The organism is Photorhabdus sp. P32, from assembly GCF_038085095.1.
In the GTDB taxonomy this organism is placed as follows: domain Bacteria; phylum Pseudomonadota; class Gammaproteobacteria; order Enterobacterales; family Enterobacteriaceae; genus Photorhabdus; species Photorhabdus luminescens.
In genome coordinates this window covers 1-18,148 of the sequence record NZ_JAZGJN010000200.1, presented here as the reverse complement: position 1 = coordinate 18,148, position 18,148 = coordinate 1, and the positions used below count along the sequence as shown (strand labels likewise).

14 protein-coding genes and 1 other RNA gene are annotated in these 18,148 nt (G+C 42.9%); 4 read left to right on the top strand and 11 right to left on the bottom strand.

Annotated features, from left to right (window positions below; translation table 11 throughout):
- Positions 1-306: 306 nt before the first annotated feature.
- Complete coding sequence (locus V2H77_RS03455) at positions 307-672, bottom strand: helix-turn-helix domain-containing protein (RefSeq protein WP_049581290.1); 366 nt, start codon at positions 670-672, stop codon at positions 307-309.
- Positions 673-936: 264 nt separating this feature from the next.
- Here V2H77_RS03455 and V2H77_RS03450 point away from each other — a divergent pair, with 264 nt between their 5' ends.
- A complete protein-coding gene (locus V2H77_RS03450; protein WP_341497689.1) occupies positions 937-1,551 on the top strand; it encodes a hypothetical protein in 615 nt (204 codons plus the stop codon).
- A 49-nt stretch (positions 1,552-1,600) separates the two neighbouring features.
- On the opposite strand, the gene V2H77_RS03445 is transcribed toward V2H77_RS03450, so the two are convergent.
- The 8 genes from V2H77_RS03445 to ppsR form a co-directional block, all read right to left on the bottom strand.
- Positions 1,601-2,395 (bottom strand): heme ABC transporter ATP-binding protein, encoded by a 795-nt coding sequence (locus V2H77_RS03445; RefSeq protein WP_049581292.1) that lies wholly within the window; start codon positions 2,393-2,395, stop codon positions 1,601-1,603.
- The gene (locus V2H77_RS03440; protein WP_049581293.1) at positions 2,395-3,396 is read right to left on the bottom strand and encodes a FecCD family ABC transporter permease; all 1,002 of its coding nucleotides are present in this window, start codon (positions 3,394-3,396) and stop codon (positions 2,395-2,397) included. The genes V2H77_RS03445 and V2H77_RS03440 overlap by 1 nt, the downstream gene beginning before the upstream one ends.
- Positions 3,393-4,214, bottom strand: coding sequence for a heme/hemin ABC transporter substrate-binding protein (locus V2H77_RS03435; protein ID WP_341497688.1), 822 nt, complete (start codon positions 4,212-4,214; stop codon positions 3,393-3,395). Before V2H77_RS03435 ends, V2H77_RS03440 begins: the two co-directional genes overlap by 4 nt.
- Positions 4,211-5,284 carry a hemin-degrading factor gene (locus V2H77_RS03430; RefSeq protein WP_341497687.1) on the bottom strand — a complete coding sequence of 358 codons (1,074 nt, stop codon included), beginning with the start codon at positions 5,282-5,284 and terminating at the stop codon, positions 4,211-4,213. The genes V2H77_RS03435 and V2H77_RS03430 overlap by 4 nt, the downstream gene beginning before the upstream one ends.
- 31 nt (positions 5,285-5,315) lie before the next feature.
- Entirely contained in the window at positions 5,316-7,370 is a 2,055-nt protein-coding gene (locus V2H77_RS03425; protein ID WP_341497686.1) for a TonB-dependent hemoglobin/transferrin/lactoferrin family receptor, read from the bottom strand.
- Positions 7,371-7,459: 89 nt separating this feature from the next.
- A complete protein-coding gene (gene hemP, locus V2H77_RS03420; RefSeq protein WP_132347908.1) occupies positions 7,460-7,657 on the bottom strand; it encodes a hemin uptake protein HemP in 198 nt (65 codons plus the stop codon).
- 172 nt (positions 7,658-7,829) lie between these two features.
- Positions 7,830-8,876, bottom strand: a complete 1,047-nt coding sequence (locus V2H77_RS03415; RefSeq protein WP_341497685.1) for a 3-deoxy-7-phosphoheptulonate synthase — start codon at positions 8,874-8,876, stop codon at positions 7,830-7,832.
- A gap of 141 nt (positions 8,877-9,017) precedes the next feature.
- Positions 9,018-9,902, bottom strand: a complete 885-nt coding sequence (gene ppsR, locus V2H77_RS03410; RefSeq protein ID WP_074524861.1) for a posphoenolpyruvate synthetase regulatory kinase/phosphorylase PpsR — start codon at positions 9,900-9,902, stop codon at positions 9,018-9,020.
- 215 nt (positions 9,903-10,117) lie between these two features.
- On the opposite strand from ppsR, the gene ppsA reads away from it, so the two are divergent.
- Positions 10,118-12,496: a phosphoenolpyruvate synthase gene (ppsA, locus tag V2H77_RS03405; protein ID WP_341497684.1), complete on the top strand. Its 2,379-nt coding sequence runs from the start codon at positions 10,118-10,120 to the stop codon at positions 12,494-12,496.
- A gap of 233 nt (positions 12,497-12,729) precedes the next feature.
- On the opposite strand, the gene rprA is transcribed toward ppsA, so the two are convergent.
- Both rprA and ydiK read right to left on the bottom strand, forming a co-directional pair.
- Positions 12,730-12,862, bottom strand: an RNA gene (gene rprA / locus V2H77_RS03400) — antisense sRNA RprA.
- A gap of 329 nt (positions 12,863-13,191) precedes the next feature.
- Complete coding sequence (gene ydiK / locus V2H77_RS03395) at positions 13,192-14,301, bottom strand: AI-2E family transporter YdiK (protein WP_341497683.1); 1,110 nt, start codon at positions 14,299-14,301, stop codon at positions 13,192-13,194.
- 223 nt (positions 14,302-14,524) lie between these two features.
- Between ydiK and ydiJ the strand changes: the two genes are divergently transcribed.
- Together ydiJ and menI are read left to right on the top strand one after the other, a co-directional pair.
- Positions 14,525-17,584: a D-2-hydroxyglutarate dehydrogenase YdiJ gene (ydiJ, locus tag V2H77_RS03390; protein ID WP_341497682.1), complete on the top strand. Its 3,060-nt coding sequence runs from the start codon at positions 14,525-14,527 to the stop codon at positions 17,582-17,584.
- Positions 17,581-17,997, top strand: coding sequence for a 1,4-dihydroxy-2-naphthoyl-CoA hydrolase (gene menI / locus V2H77_RS03385; RefSeq protein ID WP_036805375.1), 417 nt, complete (start codon positions 17,581-17,583; stop codon positions 17,995-17,997). The genes ydiJ and menI overlap by 4 nt, the downstream gene beginning before the upstream one ends.
- Positions 17,998-18,148: the final 151 nt, after the last annotated feature.

The window sequence follows — 18,148 nt, the reverse complement described above, 5'->3', positions numbered from 1 at the left end:
GAATATCTCATATTATGGTTGTGATTTGTATGAAAATATTTTTGTTTTAAAATTATACTAATCAGTTTATTCATTTTGGATTAATAGAATCGAAAGGGTTTTATTGTTATTTAATAAAGTTATTATCTGAAATAATTTATTCTGTTCTCTGTTCTCTGTTCCCTGTTCCCTGGAATCTGTCTGTAAAATCCTTATTTGGTTTTTGAATAATTGGGATGTTAATGAATTCAGATAGCATAAAAGTTAAATGGTCAATAAAATATTGACCATTAGGGAATACTATCAATAAGGTTATTAAGAAATAGGTTATTGCTTATGACCTAAGAAGTACTTTAATTCAGGGAGATTGCCATTTTCTCTGAATCTAGCAGGCGTGGTATTAAAGTGTTTTTTGAAGATCCGGGTAAATGTTGCCTGAGAACTAAAACCATACTGTAAGGCGATATCAAGGATTGGTAGGTTTTCTTCACGCAGAGATCTCGCCGCTTCATGTAAACGCCGTTTGCGAACATATTCACCTAGGGTATAGCCTTTCACTTCTTTAAACACTCTTTGTAGATGCCATTTTGAATAACCGCTTTTGTCAGCAATGGTCGCTATTTTTATACCTTCGTTACGTTGGAGCTGAGTTTCGAGCCATCTGACAATATCATTTACTACATTTTCTGACATTTTCACCTCCCACTAATGGTGGGCTAGTTGCTAAAGCATTAGATTTCGTTAGTTATTCTCATAATGATAATAACTATGGTGACTAATTGTGTGTATTTTAAAATAAATCCGGGATATCTATAGGCAAAAAGTGCTATTTATAATTGATAATTATTATCATTTATGCAAATTCCCGTTGTTTTAACAATAAGTAGCATCAAATGATCTTCACTAATTTATTTAAAACAGTATCATCGTTCGTTATTTAATTTAATGGAGGTTGTAATGCAATCGGACTTGATTTTTTTAACTAAAAAGTTGGCATTTTTTGTTTTTTATGCTCTGATTTTCGCTATGGTTATAGGCTTACTCTTTATTGATGTTATCTATTTGCAGAATGCAGTGAAGGAGAGCTCATTAACTGAAATCTTTCAGGAGAGTATACTGTTTGTTATTTCTGCTGTATTTCTGTTGGAAGCGAAAAAGAATAGTCAATTGCGTCCCGCGTTAGTCTTAATATCAGGTTTTTTTGCTTGTTTATTGATAAGAGAATTGGATTCTATTTTCGATGAAATATTTCATGGCGCCTGGGCGTGGATTGCTATTCCGTTAGCGCTCATTTGTATTTTTTATGCTGCTTATAAAGGCAGGGATACATTGGTTGGGCTTGTTCATTTTACGCGCCATCAAAGTTACGGCATGATGGTTGCGGGTATTTTGTGTGTACTCGTTTTTTCCCGCTTATTTGGTATGGGAGAATTATGGCAAGGTTTAATGCTCGAACATTTTAATCGAGCTGTAAAAAACATAGTTGAGGAAGGATGTGAACTTCTGGGTTATTGCTTGTGTCTGATTGCAACTTTTTGGTATCTGCCTGATGCAATAAAATTTCGCAAGTAAAAAGTAAGACAGGCAAAAAATTGAAATAATTTGCCTGTCAGATTTGCTGTTATTGCCTTAAATAAATCTGAGGTTGCTGGGTTTCAGGATGGCGGGTAATGCCAAGATCTGCTTGATACCATTTTCTCAGAGTATGATCATTTAGTACCTCTTCTGGCGTGCCCGCAGCGACAAGTTTCCCTTTATGTAGCAAAAAGATTTTATCTGCATAAAGGGCAGCAAGATTCAAGTCATGTAGAACACAGCACATAGCCATAGGCTGCTCCCGTGTTAGTCGATAAAGCAGACGCAAAGTATGTTGCTGGTGGTAGAGATCCAGGGCTGATGTGGGTTCGTCAAGAAACAAGCAACACTCTATTGGTGTTGGAGACCAAAGTTGAGCAAGGACGCGAGCGAGTTGTACTCTTTGCTGTTCACCTCCGGAGAGTTGCCGGTAGTCACGGTGACGTAATTCTTGGCAATCTGTTTGCTCAATAGCAGTATCAATTGCTGTCTGTTTATGATGGATACCATGAGGAGAGCGTCCCATAGCAACCACTTCTTCCACACTGAAAGGAAAGGAGAGTGAGCTATGTTGACGCATGACGGCGCGAGTGCGGGCTAATTGTTCTGCCGGCCATTGCTCAATGGGTATTCCATGTAAATAACATTGCCCATGTTCAGGTTTTATATATCCCGTTAATAGTCGCAATAATGTGGATTTCCCGGCGCCATTTGGCCCAATGATGGCGACAATTTCGCCTTTATTTACCGAGAGCGAAACATTATCAATTATTTTCTGATTGCCAATTGAATAGCTTAAATTCTGTGCTTGCAGAGAAATATTATTTTTTATGGCATCCATTATGTGCGGTTCCCCGGTTGTTTGAGGATCAACCATAAGAAATATGGGCCGCCGATTAAACCAGTGATGAGGCCAACAGGCATTTCTGCCGGGGAGACCAATGTTCTTGCCAGTGTATCTGCGGTAAGCAAAAGAGAAGCTCCGCCTAATGCGGCGCCGGGGAGCAGCCAATTATGGTCACCACCAAATCGCATTCTGATCAAATGCGGGACAACTAGCCCAATAAATCCAATAACACCACTTAATGCAACAGCGCTGCCAATAAGCAGGGCGCTGAGTAGTAATAACTGGAATTTAGTGCGTTGGACATTTATACCAAGATAGTGGGCCTCTTCATCCCCTAATTGCAGCAGATTCAGTTTACGGGCCTGGCTGAAAGTTAGGATAGTGGCGGGAATAATTAGAGATGCGGCAATTGCCAATGTCGGCCACTCTATCTGGCTGAGTGAACCCATCATCCATAAGGAGAATTGTCGTAGCTGTTGATCGTCGCTGAGATAGCTCAGGACGCCAACAGCGGACATACAAAGGGCGTTGATAGCAACCCCGGCCAGTAATAAACGGGCCAGATTTCCGTAGTTATATTTATTGAGTGAAAAAATCAGCAATGAAATTAATAAGCTGCCAATAAAAGCAGCGATAATATGTCCGTACACAGCAATTGCAGATGGCAGGCTGACTGGCAGAACAATTGCCATTGCAACCATCAGTGCGGCTCCGCTGCTGATACCTAGTAAGCCAGGATCAGCTAGCGGATTACGAAATAACCCTTGCATTACCGCGCCGGAGGCCGCTAAAGCGCAGCCAACCAGTATGGCTAATAGCACCCTTGGTAACCTGATATTGAGCCAGATTTGCCACTGGGGATCACTAATCGAAGATTCCCATAATGTCTTGAAAGATAATGATAATGCGCCAATATTGGCAGAACCGATAGCCAACCCGGACAATAATAAACAAAGAAACGCTAAACCCAATCCCGGAGACTTCATACGGCTCATTGAGTCTTCTCCGCCGCCTGTCTAAGTTGTTTCATTACTGAGGGGGTTTCGAGGCCAAAACCGAGTAGCCCCATATCATCTACAATTAAAACCTGTTGTTTTTGACCGGCAGGGGTATGTTTTAATCCGGGTAATTGCCAGATTTTATCCAAACCGCCCATTGATTTAACGCCATCTTCCGTCACTAATAACAGATCTGGCGCACTGGCAATAACACCTTCTTGGGAGAGTGGACGATAATTGTTGAAACCTTGCATGGCATTAGTGGCGCCGACAGCGCGAATCATTTTGTCCGCTGCGGTTTTTTGCCCGGCAGCCATTGGCATGATGCCCCCATGACTCATTACAAACAGAATACGGGTGGGCAAGGTAGCTGTTGGTATTTCTGTCAGCGCTTTTTGATATTGCTCAATCAGTTGTTCGCCACGTTCAGCCTGATTGACCGCCTTAGCGACGGCCTTAATTTTTTCAGGAACGGCTTCTAACGCTGCTTTTCCGGTTATCTGAATCACTTCTACGCCAGAATCCTGGAGTTGCTTAAGCGCCAGTGAAGGTTTTGCCAACTCACTGGTGAGAACCAGTGTCGGATTCATAGAGAGAATACCTTCAGGGTTGAGCATTCTCATATAGCCGACATCGGGCAAGGTAAGCAATTCGGTTGGTTTCTGGCTGGTGCTGTCTCTGGCGACAACTTTTTCACCTTCACCAAGTGCAAAAACAATTTCAGATACATCGCCGCCGATAGTGACGATCCGTTCAGTGGAAAAAGCACTGAACGATGATACCGCAAGGACAAATGTTAGAAGCCATTGTTTCATACTACACTCTCTTCCTGTATTAATTGCAGTTTTGGTAGAGCGGCTACTTGCTCACGCCACTGAGTTTGTTCAGGAGTGCCTTCTGTACGCTGACCAAACAGTTGAGCAATCTGATTGCCATTAGCATCAAATAGCTCAAGGCTAGTGACAAAACCATCCTCTGTTGGTTTACGGGTTACCCAGCTTTCAGCGATAGCACTCTCTATTAAATGTAGTGTGAAATTGCGGTTAAAGATATTAATCCATTTCTGATCTGAGTTTTCTTCCTGATATGGCATCAGACGTTCCAGCTTTCCGGTGAAAATTTGTACGCAACCGTGATTGCTGACGAAAATCATGATTTCATTCTGATCGTTATAAGCGGTGTTGATGAGCTCATTCAGCGCGGAATTTTCCACCTTGTAAGCCAGATCATCCTGTACCGCATTGAAAACTTGCTGACGGCTCAGATTATGGCGTTTAAGTAATGTGAAGAATTGATGAACGTTAGTCATTGCTCTCCACTCTTCATCAAGCTGGGCTTTCAGTTCATTTGTTATGGTCGAATAGGTGGTTTTTTCTATAGGCTTGATGACCAGTGCGGGGTTGTCTTCTGTTTGATATTTTTCGATCAGCGTTTCCCAGGCTGCCATATCAGTATTGTTTGTTGCATAAACTTTATGCTGCGCATCACCCTGATGATCAAAAAATTGAATGCTGTGGCGCATACCATTTTTTGCGGGTTCGACCAGATAAAACACACTATTCCAATGTTCAAAGAATATCCGTAAGTCGAGCTCATAAGGATTCAGGACTAGTCCAGCATGGCTGCTGAAACGTGTATTTTCGTACCGGCCAATTTGTTCATGAACAGCAAAATCGTTGCGGGTGATCGCTTTAATTTCACCAACAATAGCTAACTCTTCCAGTAACGTCGGGGCGTCAACATTAAGGCGTTTGGCATCGATACCAACGCGGCTATGCAATAATTCACCTTCACTGACATTCAGATAGGCGGCCAAGTCACGGGCATATTTGGCTTTATTGTCAGCTTTGGCTTGCAAGTAACGTTCATAAAGTGACGAATTCACAATTTAACTCCTTGAAATATATTTATTTTAATTACCACTGGTAACTGACTAACAGTTTGGCGTTGCGGCCATCCTGAGGTGTTCCTTGCGGCGAGTAGTATTCTTTATCAAAAGCGTTACCCAAAACTGCTGTAGTAGTCACACCTTTTAGCATTCCTTCACCTTGATAGCTGACATAGAAATCATTAACGCCATAGCCGGCTTGTTGTTTAGTCTGCCCTTTAAAATCAGTATGCTTAGTAAACTGACCTATCCAACCAACAGAAAAACCGGTTTGTGCGACAGGGATATCCAGTATGCTGGTGATGGTGTCTGGGCTGAGGTTATCGAGGGATTCACTGCTTTTTTCATCTTTACCTTTAGTACGGTTGTAAGCCAGATCCCAGGAGAATAGATTAGATTCATAGTTTAAAGAAATATCCCAACCCCAGATCTTGGCACTGGGTACATTAGTAGATGTTGTGTTCAGGTATATTGGATTACCAGATTTTGATTTGACTATCTCGCCCGATTCTTTCTTAAGCGGGTTAATGAGTTCTAATTTAATATAATTTTTAGCTTTAGTATCAAAATAACTCGCTTTGAATTTCAGCTCGTCGTTATCTGCCAGTAGATTATCGAAACGTAACCCAAAACCAGACTCCCACGTTTCGTTACTTTCTGGGCGGAGATTTTGATTAGGAATCCAGAAGTTTCCAGGATAGTGCATAGAATCGCTATACATTTCTTTCATTGTCGGTGCTCGGAAAGCCTGAGCATAAGAAGTAAACAGCATCGACCAATCAGTTGGCGTGATACTGATAGCACCTTTGGAAGACCACTTATCTGCGCTGACATCCTTATATTTAGAATTGGTTCCTTTATAGTTGTCATAGCGAGTACCAGCGATAATAGAAACTGGCAGGTCGCGTAAAGTTATTTCATCTTGCAACCAGCCGGAATAAAAGCGGATATCAGCATCAGGAAAGAGTTCAGTGTTACCGCTTGGGGTCTGTTTTTGTTGGTAAGTTTCACCACCATAAGTGAATTGATGCGCCAGCGGGCTGTCTGTCCACAAGCGGGAGCGGTTTTCCAATTTTATGCCATAGGTTTTCTGCTTACGGCCTTCAAACCCCTTTTTCTTAGTACGGGCATCGATAGTGATATCTGAATAATAAAGGTCGGTTTTGGCATTTAACCAATCATATTCCGCCGGATTTAATTGGTAGCTAAGTTGGGCATCACGTTGAGTTGTTGTGCGGTCAGTCCAAGTCTTAGGATCTTTATTTTTTCCGGTGAGTGTTTGTGGATTTTTAGGTTGATTAGCCTCATTGCGGTAATAACGTAATTGGCTGCTCAAGGATTGGTTGTCATCAATTTTCCAACTGCCTTTTGCCATCAGGTTACTGATAAATTCATCATTATCGCCAACCGCACCGCCTCCGTGGCGGATGTTACCTGAATCACGGGTACTGAAGGCAAATACGCCATCTAGGGATTCTGATTTTGCGAAAGTCGCGCCACCAAAGCCCATACTGTGGTCGCCTGTGGCGCCGCGAGCAAAAACGCGGAATCCGTGATCTTGACCCGCTTGCAGAAGATCTGCGGCATCAACGGTTTGATAAGCGATAACACCGCCTAAGGCGCCACTACCGTAGAGTAGGGCAGAAGGGCCGCGTACAACTTCGACTTGTTTAATGAGTGCTGGGTCCAGGAACGTACCATTGATATGACCAGTGTCGGTACCTTGGCGAATCCCGTCAATCAATGTCAACACACCTTGTGGACCGTAACCACGCAAACTGACATCTTGCCCATTAGCACGGTTTGTACCGGCTATATTAATGCCGGGTATTTTTTTAATGAGATCGCCGGCATTACCTGCGGTCTGGCTTTGTGGTGACTGACTCTTTATCACCGTCACCATCATGGGAGCTTCGAAACTATCCCTTTCATTACCTGTTGCATAGACAGTTATTACATCGCGCGATGATTTATTACTGTCGGAATCGGGCGATTTTGTTGCTGCATGAGCAGCCGAAATACTACTGATAATTGCTAAGCTTAATGCTGATAGTTTAAGTGTTGATCTTGCAAATTGAGACATCAGACGAATCTCCATAATAATATTTTATGAGTTATGGATATAGCTGGCTGCCCCGATACGCGATCTGGGTGGCTGGCTGAGTTATTATTTTATTTAGTTAGTATCAGCTTACCGGCTTTAGTTTGGCGCAATTGGTAAAATTCTCCTTGGTGACGAATCTTGGTAATTCCTAGTTCACCTAATAGTTGTTTACTGTCAATGTAGCCAATTTGCACAATTTCAGCAGGATAGGTGTTGCATTGTTCTTTAAGTGCAATGAAAGAATGTTGGTGACATATTTTAGTCATAAAATCACTTTGCGAATACTAACTATTATCATAGTGAGAATTATTATCGTTATATAAAGAGGTGACTTCAAGCAATATTTTTGGTGGTCATGATCGATGCATTAATCCAAGTTAATTAATTTGTCGTCAGTTAGCCTTTTATGAATGAAAAAGGCCAACTCGGAATAAGGATTCAGAAACGGTAACTTACTGCTTCGGCAAGAATGTCAATAAGTTGTTCTGTATCTTGCCAGTTTAGACAAGGATCGGTGATCGATTGACCGTAATTTAGCGGTTGCCCTTGAATGATTTTCTGGGTGCCTTCAACCAGAAAACTTTCAGCCATCACACCAACAATCGCGGTAGAACCCTCTTGAATCTGTTGTCCCACCTCTTTTGCTATCGTCAGTTGGCGTTTATGTATTTTCTGACAATTACCATGACTGAAATCGACAACTAAATGTTCTGGTAAATTAAATTCACGTAGTTGGGCGCAAGCTGTCGCAATATCTTTGGCATTGTAATTAGGCTGTTTGCCTCCACGCATAATAATGTGGCCGTATGGGTTGCCTTCGGTTTGATAGATGGTCATCTGACCGTGCTTATCTGGCGAGAGAAATGTGTGACAGACGCTGGCGGCGCGGATTGCATCTATGGCGATACGGATGTTGCCGTCCGTGCCATTTTTAAAGCCAACTGGGCAGGAAAGGGCGGATGCCATTTCACGGTGAATCTGGCTTTCTGTTGTTCTGGCTCCGATCGCGCCCCAACTGATCAAATCGCCAATATATTGGCCGGTTACCATATCCAGAAATTCAGTTGCCGTGGGTAAACCCAACTCGTTGACGTCAACCAGTAATTTCCGCGCCAAAGTTATACCCCGATTTATCTGGCAAGAGCCGTCGAGATAGGGATCTGAAATTAAACCTTTCCAGCCTACCACTGTGCGTGGTTTCTCAAAGTAGGTTCGCATAATGATTTCCAGTCTGTGCTGGTATTTTTCACGCAATCTGTTTAGCCGCTGGGCATAATCTAAAGCAGCATCAATATCATGAATAGAACAAGGACCAATGATTACCATAAGCCGTGGATCATTCCCGCAGAGAATGTCTGTAATACGTCTCCGTGACGCCGTCACATTGTTGGCGATTTTTTCGGATACGGGAAATTGAATTGCAATAGTTTGAGGTGTGACCAAACTATCGACACGGCGAGTCCTTAAACCATCTGTTTTGTACATATATTTTCTCAAAGTTCGTTTCACATTAGCAGGCATATCTATAGGTAATTGAAATTACAATAAACGAAAACGACTAAGTTAAACAAATGATATAATTAATCATTTGATAAATTTTTCTCTATTATTCCTATTGATATATTTTTAAAACATTCGGCGGTTTAGCTTCATCATGTCGATTATTTTGGTTGAGATTTCTTCAACAGAATAATTGGTGGTGTTAAGATAATTAATCTTATTTTTACGGAATAAAGCTTCAACTTCGGAAATTTCTATTCTACATTGCCTTAATGATGCGTAACGGCTATTTTCTCGACGTTCTTCCCTAATCGCCGCCAGCCGTTCAGGGCTTATAGTTAAACCGAATAACTTATGTTGAAATTGTTTTAATGTCGCAGGTAATTGTAAATTGTCCATATCATCCGCAGTGAAAGGATAATTTGCAGCTTGAATACCAAATTGCATGGCTAAATAGAGGCTGGTAGGGGTTTTCCCACAGCGGGATACGCCTAGTAGGATAACCTGTGCCTGGTCAAGATTACGTAAAGAGATACCATCATCATGCGCCAGGGCATAATCAATAGCGGCAATGCGCGCGTCGTACTGACTGAGATTCTTTTCAGTCAGACCGTGGGTGCGATTAAGTTCGGGTTTGGGTTCCAATCCGGTTTCTTGCTGTAATGGGGCGACCAGTGTTTGTACAATGTCCTGACAAAATCCTTCGCTGCTGGTAATAATATTTTTCACTCCAGAAGAGATAATGGAATAGAAAACTAAAGGTCTTATACGCGTATCCTGATATATCTGGTTTATTTGTTGCTTTATTTCTTTTGCGCGGGTTTCACTGGCAACAAAAGGGAGAGTATAAGAGGTTATTTTGATGGGAAATTGAGATAAGACAGCATGGCCCAATACTTCCGCGGTAATTGCTGTGCCATCTGAAATAAAAAAAACCGTGCGTTCAACATTCTCAACGCTTTCAACATTATTATTACGTTTTGCTGATGATTCTAATCTGAATTCTGCCATGATATTTACAGTGACCTTTTATCTTTCCAATTGTTTAGCTGAATAAAACCGGGTATCGATTTTCTGCAAAGTATACCTAAGAAAAAAATAATGTGTTGGGTTGATCGATTCACCTTTCTATGTGTGCGAAAACATTGTGTTAGTCTATTTATGGCTGCTCTATGCAGCGCCAATTTTCCGATTTGTACCTCACGAATGTTAAAAGGATTGTTTTAATGCCCAATAATGACCTCACCCCGCGTAATGTGCTTTGGTATAACCAATTAGGTATGCATGATATTGACCGGGTTGGTGGTAAAAACGCCTCCCTGGGAGAAATGATCGCTCACCTATCAGAATTGGGGGTTTCTGTCCCGAATGGTTTCGCTACGACAGCACAGGCATTTAATGATTTCTTGGAACAAAGCGGCGTCAATCAGCGTATTTATGACTTGCTGGATGAAACGGATGTTGATGATGTCAATCAACTGTCTAAAGCCGGCGCCCAAATTCGCCAATGGGTGATTGATACGCCATTTACGCCACAACTGGAAAAAGATATTCAGGATGCTTATCAACAGTTGTCTGAAGGAGAGCCAGAAGCCTCTTTTGCTGTACGTTCTTCGGCAACGGCTGAGGATATGCCAGATGCTTCTTTTGCCGGGCAGCAGGAAACTTTTCTAAACGTGCAAGGCATTGATGCTGTGATGGTTGCCATCAAGCATGTGTTTGCTTCATTGTTTAATGATCGCGCTATTTCCTATCGTGTCCATCAGGGATATGACCATCGAGGCGTTGCGCTATCAGCGGGTGTGCAACGTATGGTGCGTTCTGATCTCGCCTCTTCTGGTGTGATGTTCACGATTGATACTGAATCAGGGTTTGATCAGGTGGTTTTTATTACCTCTGCTTACGGATTGGGTGAGATGGTTGTTCAGGGCGCTGTGAACCCGGATGAGTTCTATGTTCATAAATCAACCCTAAATAAGGGAAAACCAGCCATTGTGCGGCGTAACCTGGGTTCTAAAAAACTGCATATGATCTATGCTGACAATAAAGAACATGGCAAGCAGGTACGTATCGAAGATGTACCGACATCACAACGCAATCGTTTCTCTTTAGCTGATGAAGAAGTTGAGGCGTTAGCGCGTCAGGCATTATTAATTGAAAAACATTATGGCCGGCCAATGGATATTGAATGGGCTAAAGATGGTCATAACGGCAAGTTATACATTGTTCAGGCGCGTCCTGAAACTGTTCGCTCAAACCAGCAGGTTATGGAGCGTTACCAACTGAATGAACAAGGTCAGGTATTGGTGGAAGGGCGTGCCATAGGCCATCGTATTGGCGCAGGTCGAGTAAAAGTTATTCACAACTTGAATGAAATGGATCGCATCCAACCGGGTGATGTTCTGGTCACTGATATGACCGATCCCGATTGGGAGCCTATTATGAAAAAAGCCGCTGCGATTGTGACTAACCGAGGCGGCCGGACCTGTCACGCAGCGATTATTGCCCGTGAATTGGGCATTCCCGCGGTTGTTGGCTGCGGCGATGCAACGGAGCGCTTAAAAGAGAATCAGCCGGTGACAGTTTCCTGCGCGGAAGGTGATACGGGTTTTGTTTATCAGGATCAACTGGATTTCACTGTACAAAGTTCTCAAGTCGATCAGTTACCGGAGCTTGATGTAAAAATTATGCTAAACGTCGGCAACCCAGATCGTGCATTTGATTTTGCCCGATTGCCGAATGATGGCGTAGGTCTTGCTCGTTTGGAGTTTATTATTAATCGGATGATTGGTGTGCATCCCCGAGCATTACTGGAGTTTGATCAGCAAACTCTGGAATTACAGCAAGAGATAAAATCGCTGATGGCCGGTTATGACAATCCGGTTGAATTCTATATTGGGCGCTTGACTGAGGGGATCGCTACTCTGGCGGCGGCGTTCTGGCCGAAACGGGTTATTGTGCGTTTGTCTGACTTTAAATCCAATGAATATGCCAATCTGGTTGGCGGTGAGATTTATGAACCTGATGAAGAGAACCCTATGCTAGGTTTTCGTGGCGCAGGGCGTTATGTCTCTGACAGTTTTCGTCGCTGTTTTGCATTGGAGTGCGAAGCCGTTAAACGTGTACGTAATGATATGGGGTTAACCAACGTCGAAATTATGATCCCGTTCGTTCGCACGGTAGCTCAGGCTGAAGCGGTTATTGCTGAACTGGCGTCCCAGGGGTTGAAGCGCGGTGAAAATGGATTAAAAGTCATTATGATGTGCGAAATTCCGTCTAACGCAATTCTGGCAGAACAGTTCCTTGAACATTTTGATGGTTTCTCTATTGGTTCTAATGACATGACTCAATTGACTCTTGGTTTGGATCGGGATTCTGGGGTGGTATCTGAACTATTTGATGAACGTAATGATGCGGTCAAAGCCATGCTCTCATTAGCTATTCAGGCGGCCAAACGTCAAAACAAGTATGTGGGAATTTGTGGTCAAGGGCCCTCAGACCATCAGGATTTCGCTCACTGGCTGATGGAAGAGGGTATTGATAGCTTGTCATTAAATCCAGATACCGTTGTAAAAACTTGGTTAGGATTAGCAAAAGTGAGTTAATTGAGAATAATACGCAATTAAAATTAAAGGCCCGTCAAAATAATGGCGGTTTTTTTCACAATTAAGGTTGCTGATTACAGTTTCCGTGGAAAAGTATATACCCAATGGGTTTCAAGATGCATTGAGACGGCAAGGGAGCGAATCCCCGGGAGCATAGATAAAGATAACTATGTGACCGGGGTGAGTGCAGTCAACAAAGAGGCGACTTGAAAGATGACGGGTATAAAAGTAGCAAAAAAAAAAGCCTATCATGGGCGTGATAGGCAAGGACTACACACAGCAATATAGGTGTTTCTAACAAGTAGAACCATAAAAAGGAGAAATAAACGTCTCGTTCATAGCCCGTTTATATTAATTTAGTTATATGGTTTATTCATTAAGAATTGTCCTAATTTCCGTATTATTTACGGCTAAAACGGGCTGAATTTAACTAATTTTTAACAATTTTTTCACAATAATTATATTTAATGAATAAACACCTCGGAATAGTGGTGAGATTTATACCCTATGGATTTCGAGATGCATCGCGGCGGCAAGGGAGCGAATCCCCGGGAGCATAGATAACTATGTGACCGGGGTGAGTGAGTGCAGCCAACAAAGAGGCAACTTGAAAGATGACGGGTATATAAGATTATGCTTTAGCGAAAGAGCTAATTCTCTTCCGCTGTGTAAGTCAGAATTAATTATCATACAAATTATTCTGAAAATTCTTGTTCCAGATATTTTTCAGTTTCGGCTAAATCATTTTTAGGCTCTGGGACTTCATGCATCCATGCGACTAATAAACGATAAGCAACCGCTAATACAACGGGGCCGATAAATAAGCCAATCATGCCAAATGAGAGTATTCCGCCAATAACGCCTATTAATATCAGAGCCATAGGTAAATCTGCGCCCAAACGAATCAAAAATGGGCGAAGAAATCCATCCATTGTTGTTACGATGCAGCTCCAGACCAGTAGTACGGTTCCCCAGGTTGTATCACCTGTCCAGTAAAGCCAGGCGACAGCAGGAACTAAAATCAATAATGGGCCAATCTGAGCGACACAGCAGACAAACATGAGTACTGTCAGCAAAGTAGCATAAGGAATGCCTGAAATAGCCAGGCCGAGGCCGCCGATAATGGCTTGAACCAGCGCGGTAACTACTACGCCGAGCGCTACGGCACGGATAGATTGCGCTGCCAACAGAATGGCGGCATCTCCGCGTTTATTTGCCAGGCGAATGGCAAAATGGCGAATACTTAGCGCCACCTGTTCGCCTTTCAGATATAAGAATACGCTAAATAGCACCATCAAACCGAGATGGAATACGAAGCGACCGGCATTTGCCGCTTGAGTAAAGAACCAGGTTGCTGTTTCTCCAATATAAGGTTGAACTTTAGCTATCAGAGCATTTCCACCATCAGTAATGAGTGCATTCCAACCGCTGTAAAGTTTATCGCCAACCAGAGGAATACTATTCAGCCAGGTCATTGTCGGTATCTGAAAATGGGAGGGGGATTTAGCCCACTCGATTAATGGCGCGCTGTTTTCCAATAAGCTACTCACCAGTAATGCGACAGGGATCACAAACAATAGAATGAGCAGTAGCGTCATGATGGAGACGGCAATCCAGCGTTTACCCCATAAACTGTTCTGTAGTTTTTCTAATAATGGCCAGGTGGCGATAACAACCATGCCTGCCCAGACAAAACCGAAGATAAAGGGCTTTATCACCCAGAAACTGGTAACAATTAACAGTGACAAGAAAATTAAAGTAAAGAAGAGCTTTGGTAGGTCATAATGCGGTTGAGATTTGTCCATAAGTTAATTTCTCTCAGGGATTTAGTGGCGCTAAAGATAATGAATAAATAGGATGTTATCTACAGGTTACTCAAAATAGGTGAATATTATGATAAGGTAAACGCTTGCCTTCTCAGACAAATCAGTTAACGGTGGTAAATGGTTACGGCTGATTAAGGCATTGATGCAAAGATAGTATAAATAAAGCAATGTGGACACTCATTTTAAAAGGGTCAAAACGATAATGATCCCACGCATATCACAAGCACCGCACGTCAGTGAGGTCGCACAGAGTTTCTTGGATACATTAAAGGAACAAGGATTTACCGGAGATGTTGCCAGCAGTTATGCCGATCGTCTGACAATGGCGACAGATAACAGTATCTATCAACTTTTACCACAGGCTGTTGTTTTCCCCCGATCCAGCGCAGATGTGGTTTTACTGGCCCGTGTCGCAGGTGAAAAAGAATATCAGAATTTGACATTTACGCCACGTGGCGGTGGTACAGGTACAAATGGTCAGGCGCTTAATGACGGTATTGTGGTGGATATGTCCCGTTATATGAATCGTATCCTTGAGATTAACCCGGAGCAAGGTTGGGTCAGAGTTGAAGCGGGGGTGATTAAAGACCAACTGAACCAATATTTGCGTCCATATGGTTATTTCTTTTCACCAGAGCTCTCAACCAGTAACCGTGCAACATTGGGCGGTATGATTAATACTGATGCATCCGGTCAGGGTTCATTAGTCTATGGTAAAACGTCTGATCATGTTCTTAGCCTGCGGGCAGTTCTATTAGGGGGAGAATTACTTGATACCCGCGCTATGGACATAGCTCAAGCGGAATCGATTGCGCAAGAAGATTCGGTTACCGGTCGCATTTATAACACGGTGCTTAGTCGTTGCCGTGAGCAACGTGAACTTATTGTTGAAAAATTCCCTAAGCTTAATCGTTTTCTGACCGGTTATGATTTGCGCCATGTTTTCAGTGATGATATGCAGAAATTTGACTTGGGGCGTATCTTAACCGGTTCAGAAGGAACGTTAGCTTTTATTACCGAAGCGGTTTTGGATATTACCCCGTTGCCAAAAGTCAGGCGGTTGGTGAATGTGAAATATGATTCATTTGATTCTGCATTGCGTAATGCTCCTTTTATGGTGGAAGCAAAGGCGTTATCGGTTGAAACCGTGGATTCCAAGGTGCTGAATTTGGCGCGTGAGGATATTGTCTGGCATTCAGTTAAGGAATTGATCACGGATATTCCTAACAAAGATATGCAGGGGTTGAATATTGTTGAATTCAGTGGCGATGATCAACCTTTGATAGACCGGCAAGTAGAAATACTTTGTCAGCGCCTTGATGAACTGATGGAGAGCAAGCAAGCTGGGGTTATTGGTTATCAAATTTGCCGAGAGTTAGCTGATATTGAGCGTATTTATGCAATGCGCAAGAAAGCGGTTGGCTTGTTAGGTAACAGTAAAGGCGCGGCGAAACCGATTCCTTTTGTGGAAGATACATGTGTGCCGCCACAATATCTTGCTGATTACATTGTGGAATTCCGACAGCTATTGGATAGCCATCATCTCAATTATGGTATGTTTGGTCATGTGGATGCGGGGGTGTTGCATGTTCGGCCAGCGCTGGATATGTGTGATCCTCAGCAAGAGATACTGATGAAACAGATTTCTGATGAAATTGTCAGCCTTACGGCGCGTTATGGTGGTTTGTTGTGGGGAGAGCATGGTAAAGGATTTCGTGCTGAATACAGTCCAGCGTTTTTCGGTAGCATCTTGTATAAAGAATTACGCCGGATTAAGGCGGCCTTTGACCCGGATAACCGCTTGAATCCGGGTAAAATTTGTCCTCCGATGGGGGTTGATGCCCCGATGATGAAAATCGATGCCGTTAAGCGAGGAACTTATGACCGGACAATTCCGGTAAATGTCAGGAATGCATTCCGTGGCGCTATGGAGTGTAATGGGAATGGACTCTGTTTTAATTTCGATGCAAAAAGTCCGATGTGTCCATCAATGAAAGTGAGTCAGCAGCGTATCCATTCGCCGAAAGGACGTGCAACGCTCGTGCGTGAATGGCTGCGTCTTTTAACTGAACAAGGGGTGGACCCGACGTTACTGAAACAAGGGTTAGAACAAAAACGACCAAGTTTGCGTGGGTTGATTGAGAAGACTCGCAATAGTTGGCAGGCATGGCGCGGGGAATATGACTTTTCTCACGAAGTGAAAGAGGCAATGTCTGGTTGTCTGGCGTGCAAAGCTTGCTCAACACAGTGCCCGATTAAAATTGATGTTCCGTCATTTCGGGCACGTTTTCTTGAGTTATATCATGGTCGCTATTTTCGCCCCTTACGTGATCATATCGTGGCGAGTGCGGAAAGTAGCACACCATTAATGGCTAAGGTCCCTCGAGTCTTTAATTTCTTCCTGAAACAGCCGTGGGTGCAGGCGTTGAGTCGCCGGACTATCGGCATGGTGGATTTACCTTTGTTATCCAGCCCGACGCTGCACCAACAACTGGCGGGTCATTATGCGCTTTCGACCACATTGGAACAGCTTGAAAAGATGGATCAAGCCCATCGTAACGAACATGTATTGATCGTTCAGGACCCGTTCACTAGCTATTACGATGCTAAAGTTGTGGCTGATTTTGCCTGTTTGGTAGAAAAATTGGGATATAAACCAGTATTGCTGCCATTTTCTCCAAATGGCAAAGCACAACATATCAAAGGTTTCTTATCTTGTTTTGCTAAAACAGCCAAAAAGACGTCAGATTTTCTGAACCGGGTTGCTGAGTTGGGTATTCCTATGGTGGGTGTCGATCCAGCGCTGGTACTGTGCTACCGGGACGAATATAAAGAAATTCTGGGAGAGCGGCGTGGCAAGTTTGAAGTTCAGCTTGTTCATGAATGGTTGATTAATACCTTACCGGAGAAAAGTGACCATCAAGAAAGATCCGGTGATAAATGGTATCTATTTGGACATTGTACCGAAGTGACTATGCTACCGGGCAGTAGTCAACAGTGGGGAAAAATTTTCCATCGGTTGGGTAGCAAGCTGGATAATATCAGTGTAGGCTGCTGTGGCATGGCTGGAACCTATGGTCATGAAAACAAAAACATAGAACACTCTATTGGTATCTATAAATTATCCTGGCAACCTGCCTTGCAGAAATTACCATTGGAGCGTTGTCTAAGCTCCGGTTATTCCTGCCGCAGTCAGGTTAAGCGGATAGAAGGGCAAGTACTTAAGCATCCGTTGCAAGCTTTATTGGAGATAATCCCATGATTTGGAAACGTGATATTGGACTGGATAGCCTGAATCAAGTAAATAGCCAATGTATGATGGGCCATCTGGGCATAAAAATCACGCATATCGGTGATGACTATATTGAAGGCACAATGCCGGTTGATCATCGCACCCGTCAGCCATTTGGTTTATTGCATGGCGGGGCATCTGTTGTGCTGGCAGAATCACTCGGTTCGTTAGCTGGGTATCTCTGTTCCGAAGGTGAGAAAAAAGTTGTTGGGCTGGAAATCAATGCTAACCATATTCGGTCGGTTCGTAGTGGTGAAGTGAAAGGTGTGTGTAAACCTCTTCATATTGGCCGCAATCACCAAGTGTGGCGAATTGATATTTTTGATGAGCGGCAACATTTGTGCTGTACCTCTCGGTTAACCACATCAGTTTTGCCTGGATAAAATATAAAACAAAAGTAAAAGTAGGTTATTATGTGGAATAACCTACTATTTAAGTGAAAAAGTTATTATTTATGGTAATTGAATTGAGTTGCGATAATCTTTAACAAGTATATATATTTATGAAGCTTGTCGATATTTTTATAATATTATG